Genomic DNA, 24,273 nt, shown 5'->3' with positions numbered 1-24,273 from the left:
TCTCCCTTAACGACGTGACATAAAGGCTAGACGTTCAAGCAACTGTACATCTTGCTCATTTTTGATCAAGGCGCCGTACAAGGGTGGAATCGCTTTGGATTTATCAGTATTGCGCAAAATATCTTCCGGCATGTCGTCAGCCATGAGCAGGCTGAGCCAGTCAATCAGCTCAGATGTTGATGGTGGTTTTTTCACACCCGGAATCTGGCGCAATTTAAAGAAAACCTGCAAGGCTTCATTGACCAATGTGGCAGAGATATTCTCGAAATGTACATCGATGATTTCGCGCATGGTCGCTTCATCCGGAAATTCGATATAGTGGAAGAAACAACGGCGCAGGAATGCATCGGGCAATTCTTTTTCATTATTTGAGGTAATGATGACGATTGGACGCTGGGTTGCGGTAATGGTTTCCCCGGTCTCGTACACATAGAACGACATTTTATCGAGTTCATGTAGCAAGTCATTCGGAAACTCGATGTCTGCCTTATCAATTTCATCAATCAGCAAGACACAACGTTCTTCGCTGGTAAATGCTTCCCACAGTTTACCCGGCTTGATGTAGTTCTTGATGTCATAGACACGGTCATCACCAAGCTGACTATCACGCAGGCGCGACACCGCATCGTATTCATACAGGCCTTGCTGTGCCTTGGTGGTGGACTTGATATGCCAGGTGATCAGTCTTAGGCCCAGACTTTCTGCTACCTGCTCAGCCAATAAAGTTTTCCCTGTACCAGGCTCACCTTTGACCAATAACGGCTTTTGTAAACTACGGGCAGCTTTAACCGCCAACTTTAAACTGTCAGTCGCAATGTACTGAGCTGTACCTGAAAATTGTTGATGATCAGCAGACATGATTTAACCTTATTTTTTTACTTACAACGGTGAACTTTTCTTGTGAACACGAAGATTGCCCTTGTTCGACACATAGGTCGACCAGCAATAGCCAATCACAGATCCAATCCCAATGACAAATAAAATAAGTGACGCATTAATCCAAATCAGAGCTTGCTCTTTGGTCAACACACCAAACAGCAAGCCAAAGATTGCAGGTGCGATAGAGGCATTCGGCCCCTCGGATACCGTCGGTGTCAATAGAATGGCAAAGCCTAAAATCCACAAAAAACCACCCAGTGGCTTAGGCAGGCGCCTGGTTACGCCATACCAGCACCATAAAGCAATCAGGCTGCCCAGCAGATAAACCGCAACAGCAATGCTCTGTTCAGGAATTGAGTCTAAGACAGCAACATAACCATTCATTTCACAACTCCTGAATTAACATTAAGCGCCACGCAATCCTTCTGGAGCGACTGCATTCGGATCAATCAAGCCTTCTGGCGGCATTTGCAAAAAGAAACCACGTGTAGCAATAGAATCCATCACATGCAATACATTGGCACGTGCCAGTTTACGCGATTCGCTCAGTTCAAGATGCATGACAAAAGTCGCACGTCCAAATGCGGCTTGTACGGGCTCAGACAATACGCTGAGTGGCTCGAATGTTTCAGCTTCGCTTTCATCCGCAGGACGCGCCACATACAGATACATTTCACTTTTTTTGCTGGATTTGTAGATAGACACTTGCATGTTTCAAACGACTTTTCTGGAAAAACATCCGCAAGGATACATCAAAAAAAAGACAGAAACATTAGCCACGTCTCATGCATCAGTCGTGATTTTGTATAATTGCTCTATCTTTAACCAATCCTGCAAGCGATCACTCGCTGACTTTCATCTGGGTCGATAAATAAGATTCATCCTGATGCAGCACCTGAATCAGTGGCTGGGTTAACAGTTCATAGCGCCAGCCCAGCAGATAATCCGGCAGATCCTGCTCATCCTTATGAAAGACCACATGCTGATACAAGGCATTCAGCCATTTTTTACGCATCAGCACTTCTTTTGGAATTGAGGTTTCATCGACTACATTTTGAATGATGTTATCGATCTTTTCGCCGATATCTTTGGAGGAATGACGGATTGGACGCGCCAGACGTAACGGCCAGCTTTCCGGTTCCGGCAAGAATTTCAGCAGATCCAGAATGGTTTTACCATGTTCACGAACCACATTTGAACGGATATCTTTGACTTGACTCAGCTGGAAGTTATTGCGCGGGAACTTCTCGACCAGATCAATCATACTGACATTCTTTAAGATAAAACTACGTGGCTGATTCAGTGCTTTGGCAATCTGATCGCGCCAGACCATCAATTGCTGTAATTGCATCAGCTGACGGCGTGAATGCCGGTAATTGCCGACATCCTGATATAACAAGGCTGTTGGTGTATCTTCGCCAATTTCCTGGGTCAGGAAACGACAGTCTTGCAGAGCGAAATCGAGCAGGTATTTCGTATCCAGATCCTGCTTGATCTTCTCGGACAGTTGCACCAGATAATGCACATCATTGGCCGCATAAAGTAACTGTTCTGAGCTTAATGGACGTGCCAGCCAGTTCGAACGGGTCTGGTCTTTTTCGATATCCACTTCCAGCATCTGCTTCAACGCATTCTGATAACTAACTTGCAGACCATGCCCCAGGAAAGACATGCCCACCTGGGTATCAAACACATTGGTCAGCGATTTCTTTTGGGTATAGTGATAAAGCAGATCTATATCTTCGCTACAAGCATGAAAAATATTCTGCTGGGCGTTAAAAACTTTATTGAAGAACTCAGTCAGATCCAGGGTGGTTCCATCCAGCAAATAGACCTTGTTGTCTACATTGATCTGAAACACACCCAGTTTCGGCCACAAAGTATCGACCTTGATAAATTCGGTATCCAGCCCGTAAACAGAACTCTGATCCATCAGGTTCAGCACAGGGTATAAATCGTTTTGATGTTGAATAAATTGAAACATAAAGACTGAGTCTAAAATTAGATTCTCGATAGATCCATATTAACTGATCTATAGAATTTTTGTATAAAAAATAACGCTAATTCTGCTCTATCTAGCAAAAATACCCCTTATTTATTAGGCTCTGGATTTTAAATAATATCTTTTTTATATTAAAACTAACAAGATTTTTAAGTCTATCTTACTTCATGCGCATCCGGTTATGTACGGCCTGACTCAAGGTATGACTATCGACATATTCCAGTTCACCACCCTGTGGTACACCTTGGGCAATTCGAGTCATCTGGATCGGCAAATGCTTGCTGGCTTCCACCAGATAATGTGCCGTGGCCTGACCTTCTACCGTCGCATTAGTAGCGAGAATGACTTCCTTCACCTGACCATTGGCCAAACGGTGCAACAAATACGGAATGCCAATTTCTTCAGGACCAATCCCATCGAGCGGTGACAAATGCCCGCCCAGTACATGGTATTTCCCTCTAAAGCTGCCACTTTGCTCAATCGCCATAACATCTGCAGGTGATTCCACCACACAGAGCAATTCATCATCACGATCTAGCGACGTACAGATATTGCACACTTCATCTTCAGTCAATGAATGACAGACTGAGCATTCATGAATGTAGTTGGTCGCCTCAGTCAACGCATGCGCCAGACCAATTGCACCTTCACGATTTTTCATGATCATATGCAATGCCATACGTTGAGCCGATTTCGGCCCAACGCTTGGCAAAATGCGTAATGCTTGAACCAGTTGATCAAAACGATCACTAAACATTGCGCATTCTTCCTTAGAACATACCTGCCAGACCCGGTGGTAAACCCATACCCGAGTTTGCTGCTTTCATTCTTTCATCAGAGACCAATTCTGCCTGACGTGCTGCATCATTCATTGCAGCTGCAATCAGGTCTTCAATCATGTCTGGATCATCCTGAAGTAATTCAGGGTTGATTTCGATACGCTTCACTACATTGCGGCAAGTCATAGTGACTTTGACCAAACCACCGCCCGCTTCGGCATGCACTTCAGTTTGTGCCAGCTCTTCTTTGGCTTTTTTTACATTGTTTTCAACTTCTTTTTGCATGCGCTGAGCTTGCTGCATCAACATATTAATGTTCATAAATATCTCCGAACATAAATTTATAAAATTAGATAAGATCTAAACCACGAGTAATATCACGAATAATATCACCAATCTCTTCTAAACCAACAGAAACACGAATTAAACCTTCGCGAATACCTGCTGCTTCTTTGGCTTCAGGCGATAATTTACCGTGTGTAGTGGTTGCCGGATGGGTAATGGTTGATTTCGCATCCCCCAGGTTACCGGTGATCGAGATAAACCGGGTATTGTCAATGACTGTCCAAGCGGCTTCACGACCGCCTTTCACCTCAAAAGACACAATGCCACCAAAACCCGTCTGCTGTTTCACTGCCAGCGCATGACCGATATGCGCAGGCAGACCGGCATAATAAACCTTCTCTACCTTTGGATGCTGATCCAGAAATTCAGCCAGTTGCTGCGCACTTGCTGAATGCTCACGCATACGTAAACGTAACGTTTCCAAGCCTTTCAGGAATACCCATGCATTAAACGGACTCATTGAAGGACCTGTGGTACGCACATAACCAAAGATTTCTTCCAGCAGTTTATGGTTTCCAACCACAGCTCCACCTAAGGCACGGCCCTGACCATCCAGATATTTAGTCGCAGAATACACCACCAGGTCTGCACCAAATTTGAGGGGTTGTTGTAACACTGGTGTACAGAAGCTATTGTCGATTGCCAGTAAAGCATCATTGGCATGGGCAATATCAGCCAATGCCTGAATGTCAGCCACTTCTGCAAGCGGGTTTGATGGAGATTCAACAAACAGTAATTTGGTTTCAGGCTGGATGGCATTTTTCCATGCATCAAGATCGGTCAAATCTACAAAATCGACACTAACCCCAAATTTTGCGACATATTTTTCAAATAGCGAAACAGTCGAACCAAAGACTGCACGTGAGCAGATGACGTGATCACCTGCTTTCAAAAAAGCCATGGTCACTGCCATAATGGCAGCCATACCTGAACTGGTAGCAACGGCGCGCTCTGCACCTTCGAGTGCCGCCAGACGTTTTTCAAACATGGCAACGGTTGGGTTGGTAAAGCGAGAATAGATATTGCCCGGTTCCTGACCTGAAAATTTCGCAGCAGCTTCGGCGGCATTTTCATAAACAAATGACGATGTTAGAAAAATGGGTTCAGCATGCTCACCCTCAAAGCTACGGGTATGACCTATACGGATGGCTAAAGTTTCTAATTGATATGAAATATCGTCTTGCTGGCTCATCGCTCTACCTCAGCCCTAAGGCTGCCTTTTGTAAAAAATTGCCAACATTTTGAGCGCCTATGCTATTTCAGGTCAAGGCATAATAAGCAATTATTGCTTAGACTTCGATCAATCCTTCCCCGGATACGGATATTTTATTTACATGATTCAGTTAAAACAAAACTTTCAGCGCCAGCAAAAAAAATTGAAACATTTCAGTGCCCGGATGTTTAATGCCTCCTCTCTGATTCTGTCGCAAAAAACGCCTTTTGAATATATTGCCAGCACCGAGTTTTGCAAGATTCGCTATTACGCCTCACCCGATAAGAAATACAAGGAGCCATTGGTATTTGTCGCCCCTCTCGCCATCAATATGGATATCTATGATCTGTATCCCTATCGTTCGCTGGTCAAGCATTTTCAGCATAGCGGTTTTGATGTCTATCTGGTGGAATGGAAACGTTTTAACTTTAGACATCGTCATTTAAACTTTTTGTCTTTTATTGATGCAGCCATTCCTCAATCTATTGAAACCATCTGCAAGCATTCGGACAGTCAGTTCATTTCCCTACACGGCTGGAGTATGGCTGGGGTATTTGTCACGCTTTATACCGCCTTGCATTCGCCTGAACATGTCAAAAATTTGATGGTCGTTGGCAGCCCCATCGACAGTTATGCATCAGGACGGGTCGGCAAACTGTTTTCGACCACCAATAAACTGATTTCTAAAAATAAAAATCTGCAACAGGCCATTCATCAGGGTCATATTCCAAAGCAATATATTCATACGCCCGGCATTGTAAATGCCTTGGGCTTTAAGTTACTGGATCCGATCGGCTGGCTGAAAAGCCAGAAGCAGTTTTTGCTGAATCTGGATCATGTCGAAAATGTCTATGAACATGCCACCATGGGAAATTTTCTGAATAAGATGATTGATTATCCGGGCGGGATTAATCAGGACATGGTCTTACATCTGTGGCTGCAAAATCCTTTAAAACAAGGTTCAATCACCTTAAATGGTCGTACTGTTGACCTTAAGAATATCAGCTGCTCGCTGTTGGTCGGTGCCGGCCAAACCGATCAGATTGTCACAGAACAGTCAGCTAAGCCTTTGATAGAATTGACAAGTAGCCAGGATAAGACGTTTACTCTGATTCCGGGTGGTCATCTGGGCCTGATGTCCAACCAGAAAACAGCCAATACGTTCTGGCCCAAAATGATGACCTGGCTGGCGCAGCGCTCTACACGTCTTGATGCTTAGCGCATCTGCGTCAGCATCGCCAAAAAACATTAAAATTTATTTACATATTCAGAGGATACAGCATGATTCAGTCAGTAGCATTTATCGGCTTAGGTGCCATGGGTTATCGTATGGCAGCACATTTACCCAAGCAGTTTGATACCGTCTATGTCTGGAACCGCAATTTTGACAAAGCAGAGCAACATGCTGCTGAATATGGCACCCAAGCCGTTACGCTAGAACAGGCCGTTCAGGCAGATATTATCTTTTCATGTTTGCCGACCAGTGCCGATGTAGCACAACTTCTGGAAAATTTGTCGCTTAAATCCGGCTCAGTCTGGGTCGACTGTACTAGTGGTGTACCGGATTCCGCGCAAAAACTGGCAGCACAACTGGCTGAACGTGGGGCGATCTTTCTGGATGCACCGGTCAGCGGTCAAACCATTGGCGCTGAAAATGGCACCTTGACAGTGATGGTAGGCGGCGATGTCCAAGGTTTTGAAAAAGCCCTTCCTGCGATGCAGGCTTTTGGCACACTGATTAAGCATGTCGGTGAATCTGGCGCAGGTTTTGCAGTGAAAGCTGTGAATAATATGTTAATGGCTGTAAACCTGTGTGCGGTCGCAGAAGGCTTTACTACGCTGAAAGCACATGGAGTCAACCTGAATGAAGCACTGGATTGTATTAATGCTTCAAGTGGTAAAAGCATGGTGACCGAAACCGTATTGCCGCAGCGTATTTTAAATCGCAGTTTTCCTGTAACCTTTGCCCTGCCACTCTTAGCCAAAGATACCGGCATCGCAATCGATCTGGCGCGTGAGGCTAAACTGTCTGCGCCTGTGCTATCATTAACCCAGAATCTAATTCAGGCGGCCAGTGATCTATCGGATAAAAACAGTGATTTTTCCAGTGCCGTGAAAATGTATGAATCATGGAGTAATATTACCATCGAGTAATATCTCGCCATTGAATAATGATAACAAAACCTCATATTGTGACTAGTAGGCAGGCACATATAGTGGATAACCCAGAGGAAACTCGCATGAAGAAATTTTCTGTTGCAGCATTAATTGGCTTAGCAACTTTGTTCGGGGCTTCAACATCGGTTCTTGCATCTGAACAGGAATGCAAAAAATTGAAAAATGATCATGACGTGATTTATGCGTCTAAAGGATTCTGTTTTAAAGATCCAGAAGCAAAAGCGAAGTTCGGCAATGACAATTGCTATACAACCAAGCCAAAATTCTCGGAAAAAGAGCAACAGCGTCTTGACGTGATCAAAGATCGTCAGAAAGAATTGAACTGTAAATAATTCAATTCAATAACGCTCAAGGAATGTACTTATGACTTATGATGATCAGAATATTTTTGCACGAATTCTACGCGGTGAACTTCCTGCGATTAAAGTGTATGAAGATGACCAGGTTCTTGCATTTATGGACATCATGCCGCAAGCAGATGGTCATACTCTGGTCGTTCCGAAAGCACCAGCCATCACTTTACTAGATCTAGATCCTGAAGCTGCGGCCTATACGATTCAAATTGTACAGAAGGTTGCGAAAGCAATTGAAAAAGGTTTGGGCGTTGACGGCATTGTCCTGATGCAATTATCAGGTGCTGCTGCTGGCCAGACTGTACCGCATATTCATTTTCATCTAGTGCCGACTTCTCTGCACAACTTGGGTAAACATGCTGCCCAGATGGGTGATCAGGAAAAAATTAAAGCGCTGGCTGAAAAAATCAAAGCTGCACTTTAAGTTTAACTGAATAAAAAAAATGGAGCTTCGGCTCCATTTTTTTATTCTACTTAAAGCATAAAACTTTAGAAAAAAAAGCGAATCATTAAGATAATAGCAACCAAATTATCTTTAAATACAAAAAAATGAATGTGTAATATTACAAAACTTACAAAATACAACATTTAACAGATTTGAAATATTTCCTTAATCTTACTGTCTTATTTGTAATCGATACTTGGCACCAATAGAGCGGTACATGTTTTAACACATGACTGAAACTTGTTTTAAGACGATGAATAAAAAGTCTTTATTGGAGCAACACATGAAAAAAACGTTATCTGCATTAGCAATTGGGGCAACAATTTTAACACCAGTCATGGCAGCTGCTGCTGACGTTAAAATTTATGGTCGTGCACACGTTTCTTTAGATTATCTTGATGATGGCAAAGATTATAATGAAGTCGCTCTATCTTCAAACTCCTCCCGTCTGGGCTTTAAAGTTGATCATCAAATTAATGAAGATCTAAATGTATTCGCGCAGATTGAACAACAGGTCAACTTTTCAAGTGGCTCAGACGACAGTGAAGATTCTGTAGACTTTGCAACACGTGATACTTTTCTTGGGGTGAAAGGCAACTTTGGTCAGGTTAAAGTCGGGCGTTTTGACAGTCCATTTAAAGCCGCACGTGGCCCGGCAAACTTCTTTGGTGACCAGGTGGGTGACATTCGTACATTAACACGTGCTTACAATCACCGCTTTGATGAACGTAACCCGAATACGATTGAATATAAAACACCTAAATTTGCTGGCGGCTTCACTGCAACCGCAGCTTTATCGTTACATGATGGCACAATGATTGATACTCGCCCACCTGTTAATGATGAAGATCAAACAAAGGTTAATGAAAAGTCTCAAGCCTATGACTTGGGTTTAAATTATAATGCGGGTCACTGGAATGTCGCGGCTGCTTATGAGCATTATGCAGAAGATGTGAGTCGCGGTGAACGAGATGGTATCCGTTTAGCAGCAGCTTATAAGTTAACACCTGAACTTAATGTGGGCGCACTTTACCAGTTTACCGCACTCGATAATGGCAGTGGCACCAATGCAGATGCCAATGTTTTCGGTGTAGGCGCGGAATATAAGCTGACCGATAAAAATACCTTACGCGGTCACGTGTTCCACCGTGACATCGATACAACTGATGCTAACTCTACCCTGCTTGCACTGGGCTTAGAGCATCGCCTGGATAAACAGTTCCGTGTTTATGGCAACCTGGCAGCTATGCTCAATGACGATAATGCCGACCTGACACCATGGTCACAAGCCCGTAGTAACAAGGCAGGTTCAGCCCAAGGTGTAAAGGCAACTGGTGAAACTGTAATGGGCTTATCTGTAGGTATGCGTTACGACTTCTAAGCTTTACCCTCCTCCAAAAGCTTAAAAAGAACATGCTTCATGCATGTTCTTTTTTTTTGCGTGTTTTTATTGAAAAAATAGTAAAAAGATTGCGATACAAAGCTACAACCCCCTTCTAACAACAGGCTTACACAGTTTGACTGATTTATCCTTATATTTTAAAACCAAGCATTTCTATCAGATTAAAAAATATAAAACCACACAAATCAGAATAAAAATAATTTACATTTAAATAGATAAATATAACTGTTTTAGTCGGATTTAAAATCTGAAAATTTACAAAAAATAATAAAAAATATTTAGAATATTTTTTGTTTAATTCAATTATATTTCATTTATTTTCAATATCTTATAAATATATTCTTATTTAAACTGTATCGTCTATTTATTTTTTAGTTACAATAGATTAATAATATACAACAAGTCACAGACAGGCTTAGTCGAATGAGCTTAGTTCCCAAAAATCTAAACCAGAGAGTAGTTAGAGAAATAACTGCCATTTTAATTATCAAAGTTATTTTACTGATGATCATTAAAAACATCTGGTTTGATGCACCTACGATTCCTAAAAATTTTGACAACCAAGTCGCCGAGCGTATCGCCGGCAATCCTTCCCAAATCCAGGAGACACGTTGATGATTTCTGAAAGCGTGGTCGATCTCTCGCGGTTCCAGTTCGCTATGACCGCGATGTATCACTTTATTTTTGTTCCGCTGACTTTAGGTCTGGCTTTTCTGCTTGCCATCATGGAAACCACCTATGTGATTTCCGGCAAAGAAATCTACAAAGACATGACCAAATTCTGGGGAAAACTGTTTGGTATTAACTTTGCCTTAGGGGTAACCACAGGTCTGACCATGGAGTTCCAGTTCGGAACTAACTGGGCTTATTACTCGCACTATGTCGGTGATATTTTTGGTGCACCACTGGCAATTGAAGGTTTAATGGCCTTCTTCCTTGAATCGACCTTTATTGGCTTGTTCTTCTTTGGCTGGGATCGCCTGTCCAAAGTGCAACATCTGGCAGTTACCTGGCTGGTAGCTTTAGGTTCGAACATGTCTGCGCTGTGGATTCTGATCGCCAATGGCTGGATGCAAAACCCGGTTGGTTCTGTATTCAACTACGAAACCATGCGTATGGAAATGGTGGACTTTGCCGCACTGATCTTTAACCCGGTTGCTCAGGTAAAATTCGTACATACAGTGTCTGCAGGTTATGTCACAGGTGCTATTTTTGTACTGGCCATTTCAAGTTATTACATGCTGAAAAAACGTGACTTGCCGTTTGCACGCCGTTCTTTTGCCATTGCAGCCATCTTCGGGCTTGCGTCTACACTTTCAGTGATTTTACTGGGTGATGAATCAGGTTATGAGCTGGGCGATGTCCAAAAAACCAAACTTGCGGCGATTGAAGCAGAATGGGATACGCATCCTGCACCAGCAGCATTCACCTTATTTGGGATTCCAAATGCAGAAACCCAAACCACTGACTATGCGATCAAGATTCCTTATGTGATGGGTCTGATTGCAACCCGCTCCACCACTGAACAAGTGACTGGAATTAAAGATCTGATTGCTCAGCACGAACAGCGGATCCGTAACGGTATGGTGGCGTATGAACAGTTAGAGCTGCTCCGTGCAGGAGATAAATCACCTGAGCTTAAAGCGGCTTTTGATGAATCACAAAAAGACCTCGGTTATGGCTTGCTGCTGAAAAAATACACACCAAATGTTGTTGATGCCTCTGATGAGCAAATCAAAGCAGCGGCTAAAGACACTATTCCACACGTACCAAGTCTGTTCTGGGCCTTCCGTGCCATGGTCGGTTCTGGCTTCTTGATGCTGCTTCTCTTTGTTCTGGCTACCTTTGCGGTTGCGAAACGCAATGCTGAAAACAAACCTTGGTTATTAAAATTTGCCTTATTTGCACTGCCTTTACCTTGGGTGGCTGCACAAACTGGCTGGTATGTAGCAGAAGTCGGTCGTCAGCCTTGGACGATTGGTGAAGTCTTACCAACTCATCTTTCAGCCTCCAGCTTAAGTACTGGCGATGTATGGGGTTCAATCCTGGCATTGGCAGCCTTCTACACGGTGTTATTGATTATCGAGATGTATCTGATGATCAAATTCTCACGCCTTGGTCCAAGTTCCCTGCATACCGGTAAATACCACTTTGAAAAGCTTGCAGCAGAAAAGGCAAATGGGGAGACTCAAGCATGATCGAATATGAATTACTCAAAATAATTTGGTGGGTGCTGGTCGGCGTATTGCTGATTGGCTTCGCCCTCACCGATGGCTTCGATATGGGCTCTATGGCGATCATGCCATTTGTGGGCAAAAATGATAACGAGCGCCGTGCTGCAATCAATACCATTGCCCCGCATTGGGATGGTAACCAGGTCTGGTTCATTACTGCCGGGGGGGCTTTATTTGCTGCCTGGCCAATGGTTTATGCAACAGCCTTCTCTGGCATGTACTGGGCATTATTACTGGTACTGTTTGCCTTATTCTTACGTCCGGTCGGCTTCGATTACCGCTCTAAACTGGAAAATACCAAATGGCGTACTTCCTGGGACTGGGGCTTGGCGATTGGTGGTGCAGTTCCGGCATTAGTCTTTGGTGTAGCGTTTGGTAATATGTTCCTCGGTGTGCCTTTTACCCTGGATGAAACCGTACGTTCTACCTACACAGGAAGTTTCTTTGCCCTGCTGAATCCATTTGCGATTGTGTGTGGTCTGGTCAGTTTATCGATGTTATGCGCACATGGTGGTGCATGGCTGATGCTGCGTACTGATGGCGACCTGCGTCAACGTTCTGCCAAAGCGACACAAATCATGGGTCTGGTCTACTTGGCGACTTTCCTTGCTGCGGGTGCATGGTTGTATTTTGGAAACATCCAGGGTTATAGCCTGGTGATGCCTTTTGACACCAATGGTGTTGCCAACCCATTAGCAAAAGAAGTACTGACCAATGCCAATCCGGGCTGGATGAACAACTATTCAACTTATCCAATTACAATGGCAGCTCCAATTGCCGGCATTCTAGGGGGATTAATCATTGTACTGGCTGCAGGTAAAAACAAGGCTGGCTTGAGCTTCCTGGGTTCTTCTCTGGCAGTCGTCGGTGCAATCTTGACTGCCGGTTTTGCCCTGTTCCCGTTCCTGATGCCATCCAGCTTAAATCCGACTGTCAGTCTGACGATGTGGGATGCGGTATCCAGTAAAAACACCTTAACTGTCATGACAGTTGCAGCTTGTATTTTTGTTCCATTGATCCTGATCTATACCACTTGGTGTTATTACAAGATGTGGGGCGTGATTACCAACAAACATATTGAAGACAATTCACACAGCCTGTATTAAGGCTGTGCACTAAGGAGACAAAATTATGTGGTATTTTGCCTGGATTCTGGGTGTACTGATGGCGTGTTTTGCCAGTGTGATTGCTGCAATTTATATGGAACAACACCAAGACCTGGATGAGGAATAAAATATGACCGAAGCTGCGCTTGAGAAAACCGTTGTAGACAAGAAACCAAACAAATTTGCGATGATGATTTCCTGCATGCTGGCTTTTCCTCTCGCCGCAGTGTTATTGGTTCATCCCTCTGCAATGCTGGATGCCAACGGTGAATATAGCCATAGTGCCATGATGTATATCATGATTGGTATTTCTGGAGGCTTTGTACATGGTGTCGGTTTCGTACCTCGCCACTGGTTCTGGAAATGGCTATTTAGTCCATTTTTGGCTTGGCCTTTGATGATCTGGGGCTATTACACCTGGTTTTTCAGTTAAGTTTTAAGACGAAAGAAGCCCTCGATTGAGGGCTTCTTTATATCGTTTATCCATTTCTGCTTTTTGTTGTACGCTTATATCACTCTGCATTTGGAAGCAATTTCCACATTGAGCATGAATGTAATGAAGATACTTTTCTTTACCCGCATGTCTTAACAATATTTGTAAAACCGGAACACATCCGACTTTTAGAATAATTTATCGATGGGTATGAATCGACATCACAATTCCCATACCTGCGAGCATAGAAATCACCGCCGTTCCGCCATAACTCATGAGCGGCAATGGGTCTCCAGTCACCGGCAAGATACCACTCACCATGCCCGAGTTTAAAAATACAAAGAAGAAAAAGGTCAGTCCAATAGCTCCGGCATATAAACGTCCAAAATTATGAAAACTGTTTAAGCCAATCATCAAACAACGAATAATAATGGCAGTAAATAAACTGAACAGCAGAAAAACACCAATAAAACCGAATTCTTCGGCATAGGTCGACATAATAAAGTCGGTATGATGCTCGGGCAGATAACCCAAATGCGATTGTGTCCCTTCAGTATAACCTTTGCCTGTGGAACCACCTGAACCAATGGCGATTTTGGACTGAATGATATTCCAGCCTGCACCCAATGCATCCGACTCCGGATCAAACATCGTGGTAATACGTTTCTTTTGATACTCTTGTAGTACGAACATCCATAAAACTGGTGCTGCCACAGCCAGTGCTGCTGCCGCACCAATAATCAGACGCCACGACATCCCGCTTAAAAACAAGACAAAAACACCCGGAATCACCAAACCAATATTCAAGTCAGGTTGGAGTGCAACCAAAACAAATGGTATAGCCAGTAAAATTAATGCACCGACAATATGTACAAATTTGGGAGGAAATGGCTTACGTGCAAAATACCAGGCCATCATCAAAGGCATGGCAAATTTCATCACCTCACTCGGTTGCATACTCCCAATACCAGGCAAAGTAATCCAACGCGTTGCACCCAGGCGTTTTTCACCAATCACAAACACCAAGAGCAGCATGAATATGCCAAAGGCATACAGGTAGGGACTGATCGCCTGATAGACTTTCGGTGGAATCTGCGCACAGATAAACAGCAGCACAAAACCAATCCCGAAACTGATTGCCTGACGAACAACCATCCCGGAGTCTTCAGAGGTCGCGCTATACACCACCATCAAACCCAGGATTGCATTGAGAACCAGAAAGCACAACAACCAGGGATCAAGGTGCAACTTGGTCCACCGGGAGGAATCTTGCGGGTTAATACTACGTCCATCACGCAAAGAATGACGTAAAAACCGATACTGCTGTGAAGGTATCATTGGCCAAAAGGTGAAAAAGAATGATGGCAAAATTATAAGTGAAAGCTATAGGGAATAGATCGCTATAGCCAGATTTATTCTGCTTTTATTCAAATTTTATCGAATATATTTTTAAGCCTGAGCTTGTAAAATCAGCTTGGCCAGTTCCAGATCATCTGGATAGGTAATTTTAATATTATCGGAACGTCCTTGCACCACACTCACCTGCTCACCGATATGTTCCAGTGCGCTGGCTTCATCGGTAATGTTAGCACCATCCTGCAAAGCCTGTTCAATCGCCCGTTTTAATGTGCCCAGCTTGGCCATTTGCGGCGTTTGTGCCTGCCAGAGCATGGAGCGATCCACCGTTTCCTCAATATCAGAACCGGTGACTACACGCTTAAGTGTATCTCGTACCGGAATCGCCAGAATCGCAGCCCGATCCTGTGCAATTGCCGTATTGACCAACTGTTGAAGACAATCCAGACTGACACAAGGGCGTGCCGCATCATGCACCATGACCCAGTCATCTTCAGAGGCCATTGCAGATAAATAATTTAATGCATTCAGCACCGAATTCACTCGCTCTGCGCCGCCCAAACAAAAATGTGCTTTTTCCAGATTGGAAAATGGCAGCATTTTTGCGACATTGTCCTGTGTACCAATCGCTAATACATAACCAGTCAAAGGCAATTGATTCAGACGTGCAACGGTATGTTCAAGAACAGTTCGTTGTTGAAGCGTCTGATATTGCTTGAGTTCTGTTTTAGAAAAACGGCTACCTGAACCTGCAGCAGGAAGAATGACCCATAATTTACGGGGTATTTGTTGGCTCAGGTGACTCATTGGTTCGCAGATCTACTTTAGAATTTGGATTAAGATAGATGGGTTTATATTGAGTACTGATCGTGCTCATTTGAATAAAAGTTTCACGTGGCTTAATCAGGCCAAGATCTAAACGCGCATGTTCTTCGATGGCTTCAATACCATTCTTTAAATCGTAGACTTCTGCCGCCAGAACGCGATTACGTTCTTTCAGCTCATCATTCAATTCCATTTGCTGCTGGATTTTCTGGGTCAGCTGCTGATGATCATGATAACCACCTTCACCAAACCAGTATAAATATTGAAACCCTGCGATCAAAATGATCGCAAGGCCCAACAGTACTTTACTCGCAGTCGAGTCGAATACATTTAACATTGACATAAGTCGCTTAGTTCAAACCTTTAAACTCAGCTTTACCGCGATATGCAGCATTAGTCAATTCTTCAATACGAAGTAACTGATTATATTTCGCTACACGGTCAGAACGGCAAAGTGAACCGGTTTTGATTTGACCTGCTGCTGTACCTACTGCAAGATCCGCAATGGTTGAATCTTCAGTTTCACCTGAACGGTGTGAAATCACAGTAGAGTAACCATTTTCTTTGGCAAGATAGATCGCATCTAAAGTTTCAGTCAAGGTACCGATCTGGTTATATTTGATCAGGATCGAGTTACCTACTTTTTCGTTGATACCACGTTGCAGGATTTTAGGATTCGTTACGAACAGGTCATCACCTACCAACTGGATCTTGTCGCCAAGAATCGAAGTCAGGTAAGACCAGCCTTCCCAATCCGACTCATCCAAACCATCTTCAATTGAAATAATTGGGTATTGGTTTACAAGGCCAGCCAAATAGTCAGAGAACTGGTTGCTGGTGAACGCTTTGTTGCCTTCGCCCGCAAGAATGTACTGACCATTTTTGTAGAATTCTGAAGATGCACAATCCAGCGCCAGCATAATGTCAGAACCTGCTTTGTAGCCAGTTTGACCAATTGCTTCAAGAATAACCGTGATTGCTTCTTCGTTAGAACGAAGGTTTGGTGCGAAACCACCTTCATCACCCACAGCAGTGTTTAAACCTTTTTTGTTTAAAACTGATTTTAAAGAATGGAAGATTTCAGCGCCAGCGCGTAAAGCTTCAGAGAATGAAGTGAAGCCCACTGGCTCAATCATGAATTCTTGAATATCAACGTTATTGTCTGCATGTGAACCACCATTGATGATGTTCATCATTGGTACAGGCATGGTCAAAATCGAGTTGTTGCGAAGGTCTGCAATATATTGAAAAAGAGGAATTTTCTTTTCATCAGCAGCAGCGCGTGCAGCAGCCAAAGATACAGCTAAAGTTGCGTTTGCACCCAGTTTTTCTTTGTTTTCAGTACCGTCTAAAGCAATCATCGTGTTATCGATGTCTTTTTGTTCGAATACAGATTTACCAAGCAAAGCATCACGGATTAAGGTGTTTACATTATTTACCGCAGTTTTAACACCTTTACCTAAGTAACGTGCTTTATCGCCATCACGAAGTTCTAAAGCTTCACGAGAACCAGTTGAAGCACCAGATGGTGCACATGCACGGCCAACTACGCCAGATGCTAAGATTACGTCTGCTTCGATGGTAGGGTTACCACGAGAGTCCAAAATTTCACGTGCACGAATGTCAACGATTTGGCTCATGAACTATTCCTCAGTTGATTAATATGAGCTGCCTTTAGGGCAGCGCAAGAGTGATAAACTCAGTGTGTATCTAACTTTTCGAAACCTTTGACCAAGGTATCCAATTCTTTTAGCTGTGCCAAGAAAGGCTCAAGTTGAGACATGCGCAATGCACATGGGCCATCACACTTGGCTTTCTCTGGATCAGGATGTGCTTCCAGGAACAAACCTGCAAGACCGGTTGCCATACCTGCACGCGCCAATGTGGTAATCTGGGCGCGGCGTCCGCCAGCAGAATCGGCACGGCCACCTGGAGTTTGCAAGGCATGCGTCACATCAAAGAACACAGGCACATTCATTTCTTTCATGATATCGAAGCCCAGCATGTCTACAACCAGATTGTTATAGCCAAATGCTGAACCACGCTCACAAATGATCAGTTTGTCATTTCCTGCTTCCAGACACTTATGCAAAATATGACGCATTTCGTGTGGTGCAAGGAATTGTGCTTTTTTGATGTTGATGATGGCATCGGTTTTTGCCATGGCTTCCACCAGATCCGTCTGACGACTCAAGAAAGCCGGCAGCTGGATAATGTCCGCCACTTCTGCAACAGGCGCCGCCTGGTACGGCTCGTGTACATCAGTGATGATTGGCACATTAAAATGTTTTTTAATGTCAGCTAACCACTCGAGACCTTTGTCGAGGCCTGGGCCACGGAACGAGTTCAAGCTTGAACGGTTGGCTTTATCAAAGCTGGCCTTGAACACATAGGGAATACCCAAACGTGTACAAATATCGACATAAGTCTCAGCGATCTCAAAAGCCAAGTCTTTAGATTCAAGTACATTCATTCCGCCGAATAATACAAATGGCAAATGATTTGCCATTTGTATATCACCCAAACGTACAATTTCTTGTGGTTTTAATTGCGACATTTAAACTTCCTAGTTGTGTCCTACACACCGATTATTGAGTTTTTTGGTACTGCTTTTTCGCAGCATCAATGAAACCGGCAAATAATGGATGACCTTCACGTGGTGAGCTGGTAAATTCCGGGTGGAATTGTACCGCAATAAACCAAGGATGTTGAGGAATTTCAACTGTTTCTACCAGATGCTGTACCGGTGAATAACCAGAAATCTTCATGCCTTTTTCTTCAAGCAATGGGATATAACGGTTGTTCATTTCGTAACGGTGACGGTGACGCTCAATGATTTCTTCAGAACCATAGATTTCAGCTGTTTTTGTGCCTGCAACCAGTTCAGATTTTTGAGCCCCTAGACGCATGGTGCCACCCAAATCAGAGTCAGCAGAACGTTGCTGAACTTCACCGCGCTCATCTAACCATTCAGTGATCAAGCCAATCAATGGAGATTTGGTCGAACGGTTAAATTCAGTCGACGTTGCATCGCTAATGCCCACAACATTACGTGCATATTCGATTACAGCCAACTGCATACCTAAGCAAATACCAAGGAAAGGTACACCGTTTTCACGTGCGAATTGAATCGCCTGCATTTTGCCTTCAGTACCACGTTCACCAAAACCACCTGGAACCAGAATCGCATCGGCATCTTTCAATACTTCGTTCACGTCCTGGCTTTCAAGTTCTTCTGCATTGACATAGTCAATTTGGACTTTAACGCGGTTTTTCACCCCGGCATGTAAAAGTGCTTCGTTCACAGATTTATACGCATCTGGAAGTTCTACATATTTACCGACCATCGCTACACGAACGGTGTATTCTGGGTTCAATAATGCTTCTACCACGTTATCCCAATCGGTTAAATCCGCTTCAGGAAGGTCGTTATAACCAAAACGTTCGCAGATTAAATCATCAACATTCTGTTCGTAGAATGTACGTGGAATCTGATAGATCGAACGTGCATCTTTACATACCACAACGGCACGTGCTTCAACGTTGGTAAATAATGCAATTTTACGGATAGTATCTGCATCTACATCGTACTCGGTACGGCAGATGAGAATGTCTGGCTGAATACCAATCGACAGAAGTTCTTTAACAGAGTGCTGTGTTGGTTTGGTTTTTAATTCTGCTGCAGACTTAATGTATGGGAGTAACGTTAAGTGCATTAACATGGTACGTTTATGACCAAGTTCAACCATTAGCTGACGTACAGATTCCATGAATGGGAGAGATTCAATGTCACCTACTGTACCGCCGATCTCTACAATCGCAACATCATAGCCTTCGCCTGCACGCAGGACACGCTCTTTGATATTGTCAGTAATGTGTGGAATAACTTGCACAGTACCACCCAGATAGTCACCACGGCGTTCTTTGTTCAGAACATCTTGGTAAACACGACCTGATGTGAAGTTATTCAGTTTGGTCATTTTCGCACGACGCAAGAAACGTTCGTAGTAACCCAAATCTAAGTCTGTTTCAGCACCGTCTTCTGTAACAAAAACTTCACCATGTTGGAATGGGCTCATCGTCCCTGGATCGACATTAATGTATGGATCCATTTTTACCATGGTCACTTTTAAACCACGAGCTTCTAAAAGTGCAGCAACAGAAGCAGCTGAAATACCTTTACCTAGTGATGAAACTACACCACCAGTAACGAAAATAAAATGGGTCATTGGGTTTCTCGTACAATCGAGCCTAAATCGGCCTGCAATGTTGCGCAATTTTACTTTACCTTGTACCTAGAAAGCAAAGTCAATCCGCATCAATTCAAAGAACAATAAACAATTGACTATTCTAACAGCAATTCCAATAAAAAATTACTGTAAGTTCATATGATTTCTATCTTGTAATTTGCTGCTATAATAGTGTAATCCCCTCCACACTTTTCTGTTTGATGCAATGATGATGAAGAAATTTTTACTCTGTACCGTAATCCTGACTGGCCTGAGCTTGACTGCGTGTGTAAAAAAAGAAGCACCTAAAGAAGAAGAACAAGTTGAGGTTAATCCAGCACCTGAAGTTGTAACGCCTGAACCAGCACAATTTGAACCGCTTGAGCCGGTAGAAGAAGCGGTAATTGAAGAAGTTCCAGAGACAACTGTAGAAATTCAACGTGAACAGACAGCTAACACGACGACTGAAATTCGTCGTGAAGTGAAGAAGCCTGAACCTGTTGAAGCTACACCAGCTCCAACAAGAACGCCGTCAGAAAACAATCCAGCTCCAGAGCCTTCAAAACCTGCAGCAACGCCTAAATCAAACTCTGATTCAAACAAATCTGAAGAAGACGCTGTAGCTGATGCCATTGCAGCAGCGATGCCAGCGCTTGATTAATCAAGAGAATTCATCAAAAAAACCCAGCTTTTGCTGGGTTTTTTTATTACTCTTTTTTAAGCAGATGTCGGTGCAGAATTACGAGACAAGTGCATCAAATAGTCTGCCATTAATCGCGTAGCCCACGATTCTGTTTGCATCAGACCTTGATAAAATCCGCAATGACTGCCTTTTTTGGTGGTAATCACCATGATATTCGACATTGCCCGAATTTTTTCTTTATAAGGTTCCAGATTCTGGATATGACACACCGGATCATCTTCCGCATTTAAAATCATTAATGGAACTTTAATGTTTTCAAATACATAAATTGGATTCGTGGCCTTACTATAACTCTCATAGTCTGAAAAACCGGCCAGTTGATAATAACGCTGTTCAAACTCCGATAAGTCTTTTACCTCCAGCAATTGCTTCCAGGAAGGATAAATTTGCCAGGTTTCCTGATAAGGATGAATAAAGCGTTTGATTAGTTTTTTGGCCATGACTTTGCTATAAAACGGATGTACATGGGCAAATCCGGTTTCGGTGTTATAGCCTGGACATAAGGCAAAAGCCGCTTTTAACGGTGTTTGTGATCCCTCTTCTCCGAGATAACGCACCAGCAAGCCTGTACCCGCAGAAGATCCGACCCCATACAGCTCAGACTGAGGAAATCTATCCTGTATATACAGCAGTTGTTCACGTAGATCTTGGGTCGAGCCGAACAGGTTCATTTTAGCTACAGGCATGGGCAGGTCTGCATGCCCACGGCGCAAACACAAGGCCACTCGCCAACCGGTATGTTTATGCAGATCCTGTACCAGTTCACGCATCGACTCTGGAGAGCCGGTGATGGTATGTAATAAGACAATGGTCGGTGTATTTGCTGGCAAATCCAGCCCATACCAGGCAATACCGGTAATCCCGCCATCCGACATTTTTAGCTGTTCAAGTACATCATATTTAAGTTTAATCGTATGTTTTTTAATAAGATCCAAATATAGAATATGTGCGTGTGCATTGGCTAACCACGGCGTAGGACGATATTTTTGTTGCAGCTGCGGTAAGCGTTCAATGAGTCCTGAAAAAACACCATTTGGATGGTAATACAGGGTCGGTTCATCTGCGCCACTGAAGCGATCCAGATATTCACTGGACAGCTGACCCAATTTTTTAAGCAACATTTTCATCTGTCATCCTCTCTAGTTCGACTAGCTGTGATTTACAAACTTCATGCCGACTTGAATCAATAATTCGAATTAAGTTTTAACTTGGAATGACTGCATCCGTTGGCCCATTTGTACCGCTAAGGCTTCAAGTCCAGACTTAGGCCTGATCATCACTTCAAAATCAATGATCTGACCTTCTTCATTAAACTGAATCATGTCAACTCCCTTGAGTTTTTTATCGCTTACCTGAGCAGAAAACTCAAGTACGACATTGTTACCATCTTCACTTATAAATTCACGGTGATAAGTGAAGTTTTCAAAGACTTGGATCACATTGCTCAGAATAAAAAAGACCACCTGTTTGCCAGGATAAGGATGAAAAGCCACAGGGGAGCGAAATACAACATCCTCAGCAAGTAACTCATTCAAGATTGACATATCGCGGGTTGCTAACATCTCGTGCCAACGATCAATGGATTTTTTTGTAGTTTCGATGCTCATTTGAGGTTCCTTTTTTGTTTTGATATTTTAAATACAGAGCGCTCCCCCTTTATTAAAGGTGAGAAGTACTGCTTCACAAGGGAGATTCTTTCTTATAAATCCTCTCCTTTAATAAAGGAGAGGAAAAAAAGCAGGTTTTAATATTTTTAGATCACCGCTGCCAATTCAGCCCCCTGACGAATGGCACGTTTAGCATCTAACTCACCCGCTTCTTTGGCGCCACCAATCAGGTGTACACTTTTACCAGCAGATTTTAACTCATCAAACATGGCGGTATAAGATTCCTGACCAGCACAAATAATGACATTATCCACTTCCAACACCATTTGCTTATCATTGACGGTGATATGCAAGCCCTGATCATCAATCCTGTCATAGCTGGCACCCGCAATCATTTTCACGTCACGATGTTTAAGCCCTGTGCGGTGAATCCAGCCCGTGGTTTTACCCAGACTAGAACCCACAGAAGCAGCTTTTCGTTGCAATAAATAAATTTCACGGGATGATTTTTCCAGAACGGGAGTTTTTAAACCACCGACCTGATCATATTTGGTATCGATGCCCCATTCATCATAGAATTTTTCTGGATTGATACTGCCACTTTCCCCTTCATGGCTCAGAAGTTCCGCGGTATCAAAACCAATACCCCCCGCACCAATAATCGCCACACGCTGTCCCACAGCTTTACGCTCTTTTAACACCTCGAGATAAGATAAGACTTTTGGATGATCAATCCCCGGAATATCCAGTTGACGCGGGGTTACCCCTGTTGCCACGACAATCTCATCAAATGCTGACGCTTCAAGTTCTGCAAAACTGGCAGTATGATTTAACTTTAACTTGATGCGTGGCTGCAACTCGATTTGACGTTTAAAGTAGCGCAAGGTTTCATAAAATTCTTCCTTGCCCGGAATGGTTTTGGCAATATTAAATTGTCCCCCAATCTGTGCAGCCGCATCAAATACCGTGACCTGATGACCACGATTCGCTGCATAGACTGCAAAACTTAAACCGGCAGGACCTGCCCCAATCACGGCAATATTTTTCGCTTCGCCAACGTCTTTGAAGATGAGTTCGGTTTCATAACAGGCCCGTGGATTGACCAGACAGGTGGCAATTTTCATCGAGAAAATATGATCCAGACAGGCCTGATTACAACCGATACACGTATTGATCTCATCGCTACGACCCTGTTCAGCTTTAAGCACAAACTCAGAGTCAGCCAGCATTGGACGCGCCATGGAAATCATATCGGCATCACCAGAAGCCAGTACATACTCAGCCATCTCAGGTGTATTGATGCGGTTAGAAGTAATGAGAGGAACTTTTACCAGACCTTTGAGCTTGCGGGTAACCCAGGTAAAGGCTGCACGAGGAACCTTGGTGGCAATTGTCGGAATACGTGCTTCATGCCAGCCGATGCCGGTATTGATAATCGTGGCACCGGCTTTTTCAATGGCTTTAGCCAGTTGTACCACTTCATCTAAAGTTGAGCCACCTTCCACCAGATCCAGCATAGACAGACGATAGATAATAATAAAGTTTTCACCGACCATTTCACGGGTACGGCGCACGATCTCGATCGGGAAACGAATGCGGTTTTCATAGCTGCCGCCCCATTCATCATCACGATGATTGGTTCGCGCTGCAATAAACTCGTTAATCAAATAACCTTCCGACCCCATAATTTCTACGCCATCATAACCGGCATACTGTGCCAGCTTGGCACAATTGGCGAAGTCATCAATAGTTTGCTGAACCTCAGCTGAACTCAAAGCATGCGGCTTGACCGGGTTAATGGGTGCCTGAATCGGAGAGGGTGCAACATTTTCTGCCTGATAGGAATAACGGCCCGTGTGCAAAATTTGCAGGGCAATTTTCCCGCCTGCATCATGCACCGCTTGGGTAATCACTTTATGCTTTTCAGCTTCTTCGACACTGTCAAGCTTGGAGCCGCCCTGAAACGTCACCCCATGATCATTGGGTGAAATACCACCCGTCACGATTAAGGCCACGCCACCTTTGGCACGCTCTGCATAAAAAGCTGCCATCCGCTCATATCCGCCGGGTGCTTCTTCAAGCCCCACGTGCATTGACCCCATCAGCACCCGGTTTTTGAGTGTGGTAAACCCTAAATCAAGCGGGGCAAGTAAATTCGGATATTTAGACATTTCAACTCCTTAG

At 43.7% G+C, this 24,273-nt stretch carries 27 protein-coding genes; 11 read left to right on the top strand and 16 right to left on the bottom strand.

Annotated features, from left to right (window positions below; all coding sequences use genetic code 11):
• Nucleotides 1–6 precede the first annotated feature (6 nt).
• The 7 genes from FTT75_RS03995 to FTT75_RS03965 form a co-directional block, all read right to left on the bottom strand.
• Nucleotides 7–858, bottom strand: a complete 852-nt coding sequence (locus tag FTT75_RS03995; RefSeq protein ID WP_005170644.1) for a MoxR family ATPase — start codon at nt 856–858, stop codon at nt 7–9.
• Between the two features lie 21 nt (nt 859–879).
• A complete protein-coding gene (locus tag FTT75_RS03990; RefSeq protein ID WP_005170643.1) occupies nt 880–1,263 on the bottom strand; it encodes a hypothetical protein in 384 nt (127 codons plus the stop codon).
• A gap of 21 nt (nt 1,264–1,284) precedes the next feature.
• Nucleotides 1,285–1,590 carry a YcgL domain-containing protein gene (locus FTT75_RS03985; protein ID WP_005097076.1) on the bottom strand — a complete coding sequence of 102 codons (306 nt, stop codon included), beginning with the start codon at nt 1,588–1,590 and terminating at the stop codon, nt 1,285–1,287.
• A gap of 130 nt (nt 1,591–1,720) precedes the next feature.
• On the bottom strand, nt 1,721–2,863 hold the full coding sequence (locus FTT75_RS03980; RefSeq protein WP_180076435.1) for an HRDC domain-containing protein: 1,143 nt from the start codon (nt 2,861–2,863) through the stop codon (nt 1,721–1,723).
• Between the two features lie 178 nt (nt 2,864–3,041).
• Nucleotides 3,042–3,638, bottom strand: a complete 597-nt coding sequence (gene recR, locus FTT75_RS03975) for a recombination mediator RecR (protein ID WP_004278698.1) — start codon at nt 3,636–3,638, stop codon at nt 3,042–3,044.
• Nucleotides 3,639–3,651: 13 nt separating this feature from the next.
• Complete coding sequence (locus FTT75_RS03970; RefSeq protein ID WP_004731251.1) at nt 3,652–3,981, bottom strand: YbaB/EbfC family nucleoid-associated protein; 330 nt, start codon at nt 3,979–3,981, stop codon at nt 3,652–3,654.
• Nucleotides 3,982–4,009: 28 nt separating this feature from the next.
• A complete protein-coding gene (locus FTT75_RS03965; protein WP_100355326.1) occupies nt 4,010–5,197 on the bottom strand; it encodes an O-succinylhomoserine sulfhydrylase in 1,188 nt (395 codons plus the stop codon).
• Between the two features lie 142 nt (nt 5,198–5,339).
• Here FTT75_RS03965 and FTT75_RS03960 point away from each other — a divergent pair, with 142 nt between their 5' ends.
• From FTT75_RS03960 to FTT75_RS03915, 10 genes are all read left to right on the top strand, one after another.
• Nucleotides 5,340–6,437 (top strand): alpha/beta fold hydrolase, encoded by a 1,098-nt coding sequence (locus FTT75_RS03960; protein WP_180185928.1) that lies wholly within the window; start codon nt 5,340–5,342, stop codon nt 6,435–6,437.
• 62 nt (nt 6,438–6,499) lie between these two features.
• The gene (locus tag FTT75_RS03955; protein WP_100329572.1) at nt 6,500–7,372 is read left to right on the top strand and encodes an NAD(P)-dependent oxidoreductase; all 873 of its coding nucleotides are present in this window, start codon (nt 6,500–6,502) and stop codon (nt 7,370–7,372) included.
• 86 nt (nt 7,373–7,458) lie between these two features.
• Nucleotides 7,459–7,728 (top strand): YARHG domain-containing protein, encoded by a 270-nt coding sequence (locus tag FTT75_RS03950; RefSeq protein WP_005170626.1) that lies wholly within the window; start codon nt 7,459–7,461, stop codon nt 7,726–7,728.
• A 31-nt stretch (nt 7,729–7,759) separates the two neighbouring features.
• Complete coding sequence (locus tag FTT75_RS03945) at nt 7,760–8,173, top strand: HIT family protein (RefSeq protein ID WP_005170623.1); 414 nt, start codon at nt 7,760–7,762, stop codon at nt 8,171–8,173.
• 304 nt (nt 8,174–8,477) lie between these two features.
• Nucleotides 8,478–9,575 carry a porin gene (locus FTT75_RS03940; RefSeq protein WP_180185927.1) on the top strand — a complete coding sequence of 366 codons (1,098 nt, stop codon included), beginning with the start codon at nt 8,478–8,480 and terminating at the stop codon, nt 9,573–9,575.
• A gap of 444 nt (nt 9,576–10,019) precedes the next feature.
• Nucleotides 10,020–10,211 carry a cytochrome oxidase putative small subunit CydP gene (gene cydP / locus FTT75_RS03935; RefSeq protein WP_004645265.1) on the top strand — a complete coding sequence of 64 codons (192 nt, stop codon included), beginning with the start codon at nt 10,020–10,022 and terminating at the stop codon, nt 10,209–10,211.
• On the top strand, nt 10,211–11,794 hold the full coding sequence (locus FTT75_RS03930; RefSeq protein ID WP_074383198.1) for a cytochrome ubiquinol oxidase subunit I: 1,584 nt from the start codon (nt 10,211–10,213) through the stop codon (nt 11,792–11,794). Before cydP ends, FTT75_RS03930 begins: the two co-directional genes overlap by 1 nt.
• A complete protein-coding gene (gene cydB, locus FTT75_RS03925; RefSeq protein WP_074383199.1) occupies nt 11,791–12,936 on the top strand; it encodes a cytochrome d ubiquinol oxidase subunit II in 1,146 nt (381 codons plus the stop codon). Before FTT75_RS03930 ends, cydB begins: the two co-directional genes overlap by 4 nt.
• 25 nt (nt 12,937–12,961) lie before the next feature.
• Nucleotides 12,962–13,063: a cytochrome bd-I oxidase subunit CydX gene (gene cydX / locus FTT75_RS03920; RefSeq protein WP_004278713.1), complete on the top strand. Its 102-nt coding sequence runs from the start codon at nt 12,962–12,964 to the stop codon at nt 13,061–13,063.
• A gap of 3 nt (nt 13,064–13,066) precedes the next feature.
• On the top strand, nt 13,067–13,369 hold the full coding sequence (locus FTT75_RS03915; RefSeq protein WP_180185926.1) for a cyd operon YbgE family protein: 303 nt from the start codon (nt 13,067–13,069) through the stop codon (nt 13,367–13,369).
• A gap of 198 nt (nt 13,370–13,567) precedes the next feature.
• Here FTT75_RS03915 and rodA read toward each other — a convergent pair whose 3' ends face one another.
• From rodA to FTT75_RS03885, 6 genes are all read right to left on the bottom strand, one after another.
• Entirely contained in the window at nt 13,568–14,707 is a 1,140-nt protein-coding gene (gene rodA, locus FTT75_RS03910; RefSeq protein WP_180185925.1) for a rod shape-determining protein RodA, read from the bottom strand.
• 111 nt (nt 14,708–14,818) lie between these two features.
• Complete coding sequence (gene ispD / locus FTT75_RS03905; RefSeq protein ID WP_180185924.1) at nt 14,819–15,532, bottom strand: 2-C-methyl-D-erythritol 4-phosphate cytidylyltransferase; 714 nt, start codon at nt 15,530–15,532, stop codon at nt 14,819–14,821.
• Nucleotides 15,501–15,893: a septum formation initiator family protein gene (locus tag FTT75_RS03900; protein ID WP_005097092.1), complete on the bottom strand. Its 393-nt coding sequence runs from the start codon at nt 15,891–15,893 to the stop codon at nt 15,501–15,503. Before FTT75_RS03900 ends, ispD begins: the two co-directional genes overlap by 32 nt.
• Before the next feature lie 7 nt (nt 15,894–15,900).
• Complete coding sequence (gene eno, locus FTT75_RS03895; protein ID WP_005097093.1) at nt 15,901–17,190, bottom strand: phosphopyruvate hydratase; 1,290 nt, start codon at nt 17,188–17,190, stop codon at nt 15,901–15,903.
• Between the two features lie 59 nt (nt 17,191–17,249).
• Nucleotides 17,250–18,107, bottom strand: coding sequence for a 3-deoxy-8-phosphooctulonate synthase (gene kdsA / locus FTT75_RS03890; protein WP_005106657.1), 858 nt, complete (start codon nt 18,105–18,107; stop codon nt 17,250–17,252).
• Nucleotides 18,108–18,138: 31 nt separating this feature from the next.
• A complete protein-coding gene (locus FTT75_RS03885) occupies nt 18,139–19,779 on the bottom strand; it encodes a CTP synthase (RefSeq protein ID WP_005097095.1) in 1,641 nt (546 codons plus the stop codon).
• A 226-nt stretch (nt 19,780–20,005) separates the two neighbouring features.
• Between FTT75_RS03885 and FTT75_RS03880 the strand changes: the two genes are divergently transcribed.
• Nucleotides 20,006–20,440, top strand: coding sequence for a hypothetical protein (locus tag FTT75_RS03880; protein WP_005097096.1), 435 nt, complete (start codon nt 20,006–20,008; stop codon nt 20,438–20,440).
• A 56-nt stretch (nt 20,441–20,496) separates the two neighbouring features.
• On the opposite strand, the gene FTT75_RS03875 is transcribed toward FTT75_RS03880, so the two are convergent.
• From FTT75_RS03875 to FTT75_RS03865, 3 genes are all read right to left on the bottom strand, one after another.
• A complete protein-coding gene (locus FTT75_RS03875) occupies nt 20,497–21,609 on the bottom strand; it encodes a YheT family hydrolase (RefSeq protein WP_005097097.1) in 1,113 nt (370 codons plus the stop codon).
• A gap of 69 nt (nt 21,610–21,678) precedes the next feature.
• Nucleotides 21,679–22,089 carry a nuclear transport factor 2 family protein gene (locus FTT75_RS03870; RefSeq protein WP_005097098.1) on the bottom strand — a complete coding sequence of 137 codons (411 nt, stop codon included), beginning with the start codon at nt 22,087–22,089 and terminating at the stop codon, nt 21,679–21,681.
• Nucleotides 22,090–22,235: 146 nt separating this feature from the next.
• Nucleotides 22,236–24,260, bottom strand: coding sequence for an NADPH-dependent 2,4-dienoyl-CoA reductase (locus FTT75_RS03865; protein ID WP_005097099.1), 2,025 nt, complete (start codon nt 24,258–24,260; stop codon nt 22,236–22,238).
• Nucleotides 24,261–24,273: the final 13 nt, after the last annotated feature.

It is taken from the genome of Acinetobacter sp. YH01008, assembly GCF_013420435.1.
Taxonomy (GTDB): domain Bacteria; phylum Pseudomonadota; class Gammaproteobacteria; order Pseudomonadales; family Moraxellaceae; genus Acinetobacter; species Acinetobacter pseudolwoffii.
Note: the sequence above shows the minus strand (reverse complement) of the source record. Positions and strands in the feature narration are given on the sequence as shown.

Coding starts and splice junctions, on each gene's coding strand:
- cydP (WP_004645265.1), top strand. CDS start 10,020: ATGAGCTTAGTTCCCAAAAATCTAAACCAGAGAGTAGTTAGAGAAATA.
- FTT75_RS03870 (WP_005097098.1), bottom strand. CDS start 22,089: ATGAGCATCGAAACTACAAAAAAATCCATTGATCGTTGGCACGAGATG.
- cydB (WP_074383199.1), top strand. CDS start 11,791: ATGATCGAATATGAATTACTCAAAATAATTTGGTGGGTGCTGGTCGGC.
- FTT75_RS03900 (WP_005097092.1), bottom strand. CDS start 15,893: ATGTCAATGTTAAATGTATTCGACTCGACTGCGAGTAAAGTACTGTTG.
- FTT75_RS03960 (WP_180185928.1), top strand. CDS start 5,340: ATGATTCAGTTAAAACAAAACTTTCAGCGCCAGCAAAAAAAATTGAAA.
- FTT75_RS03980 (WP_180076435.1), bottom strand. CDS start 2,863: ATGTTTCAATTTATTCAACATCAAAACGATTTATACCCTGTGCTGAAC.
- FTT75_RS03965 (WP_100355326.1), bottom strand. CDS start 5,197: ATGAGCCAGCAAGACGATATTTCATATCAATTAGAAACTTTAGCCATC.
- FTT75_RS03955 (WP_100329572.1), top strand. CDS start 6,500: ATGATTCAGTCAGTAGCATTTATCGGCTTAGGTGCCATGGGTTATCGT.
- kdsA (WP_005106657.1), bottom strand. CDS start 18,107: ATGTCGCAATTAAAACCACAAGAAATTGTACGTTTGGGTGATATACAA.
- FTT75_RS03880 (WP_005097096.1), top strand. CDS start 20,006: ATGATGATGAAGAAATTTTTACTCTGTACCGTAATCCTGACTGGCCTG.
- FTT75_RS03990 (WP_005170643.1), bottom strand. CDS start 1,263: ATGAATGGTTATGTTGCTGTCTTAGACTCAATTCCTGAACAGAGCATT.
- recR (WP_004278698.1), bottom strand. CDS start 3,638: ATGTTTAGTGATCGTTTTGATCAACTGGTTCAAGCATTACGCATTTTG.
- FTT75_RS03940 (WP_180185927.1), top strand. CDS start 8,478: ATGAAAAAAACGTTATCTGCATTAGCAATTGGGGCAACAATTTTAACA.
- cydX (WP_004278713.1), top strand. CDS start 12,962: ATGTGGTATTTTGCCTGGATTCTGGGTGTACTGATGGCGTGTTTTGCC.
- FTT75_RS03985 (WP_005097076.1), bottom strand. CDS start 1,590: ATGCAAGTGTCTATCTACAAATCCAGCAAAAAAAGTGAAATGTATCTG.
- ispD (WP_180185924.1), bottom strand. CDS start 15,532: ATGAGTCACCTGAGCCAACAAATACCCCGTAAATTATGGGTCATTCTT.
- FTT75_RS03995 (WP_005170644.1), bottom strand. CDS start 858: ATGTCTGCTGATCATCAACAATTTTCAGGTACAGCTCAGTACATTGCG.
- eno (WP_005097093.1), bottom strand. CDS start 17,190: ATGAGCCAAATCGTTGACATTCGTGCACGTGAAATTTTGGACTCTCGT.
- FTT75_RS03930 (WP_074383198.1), top strand. CDS start 10,211: ATGATTTCTGAAAGCGTGGTCGATCTCTCGCGGTTCCAGTTCGCTATG.
- FTT75_RS03945 (WP_005170623.1), top strand. CDS start 7,760: ATGACTTATGATGATCAGAATATTTTTGCACGAATTCTACGCGGTGAA.
- FTT75_RS03915 (WP_180185926.1), top strand. CDS start 13,067: ATGACCGAAGCTGCGCTTGAGAAAACCGTTGTAGACAAGAAACCAAAC.
- FTT75_RS03875 (WP_005097097.1), bottom strand. CDS start 21,609: ATGAAAATGTTGCTTAAAAAATTGGGTCAGCTGTCCAGTGAATATCTG.
- rodA (WP_180185925.1), bottom strand. CDS start 14,707: ATGATACCTTCACAGCAGTATCGGTTTTTACGTCATTCTTTGCGTGAT.
- FTT75_RS03885 (WP_005097095.1), bottom strand. CDS start 19,779: ATGACCCATTTTATTTTCGTTACTGGTGGTGTAGTTTCATCACTAGGT.
- FTT75_RS03970 (WP_004731251.1), bottom strand. CDS start 3,981: ATGAACATTAATATGTTGATGCAGCAAGCTCAGCGCATGCAAAAAGAA.
- FTT75_RS03950 (WP_005170626.1), top strand. CDS start 7,459: ATGAAGAAATTTTCTGTTGCAGCATTAATTGGCTTAGCAACTTTGTTC.
- FTT75_RS03865 (WP_005097099.1), bottom strand. CDS start 24,260: ATGTCTAAATATCCGAATTTACTTGCCCCGCTTGATTTAGGGTTTACC.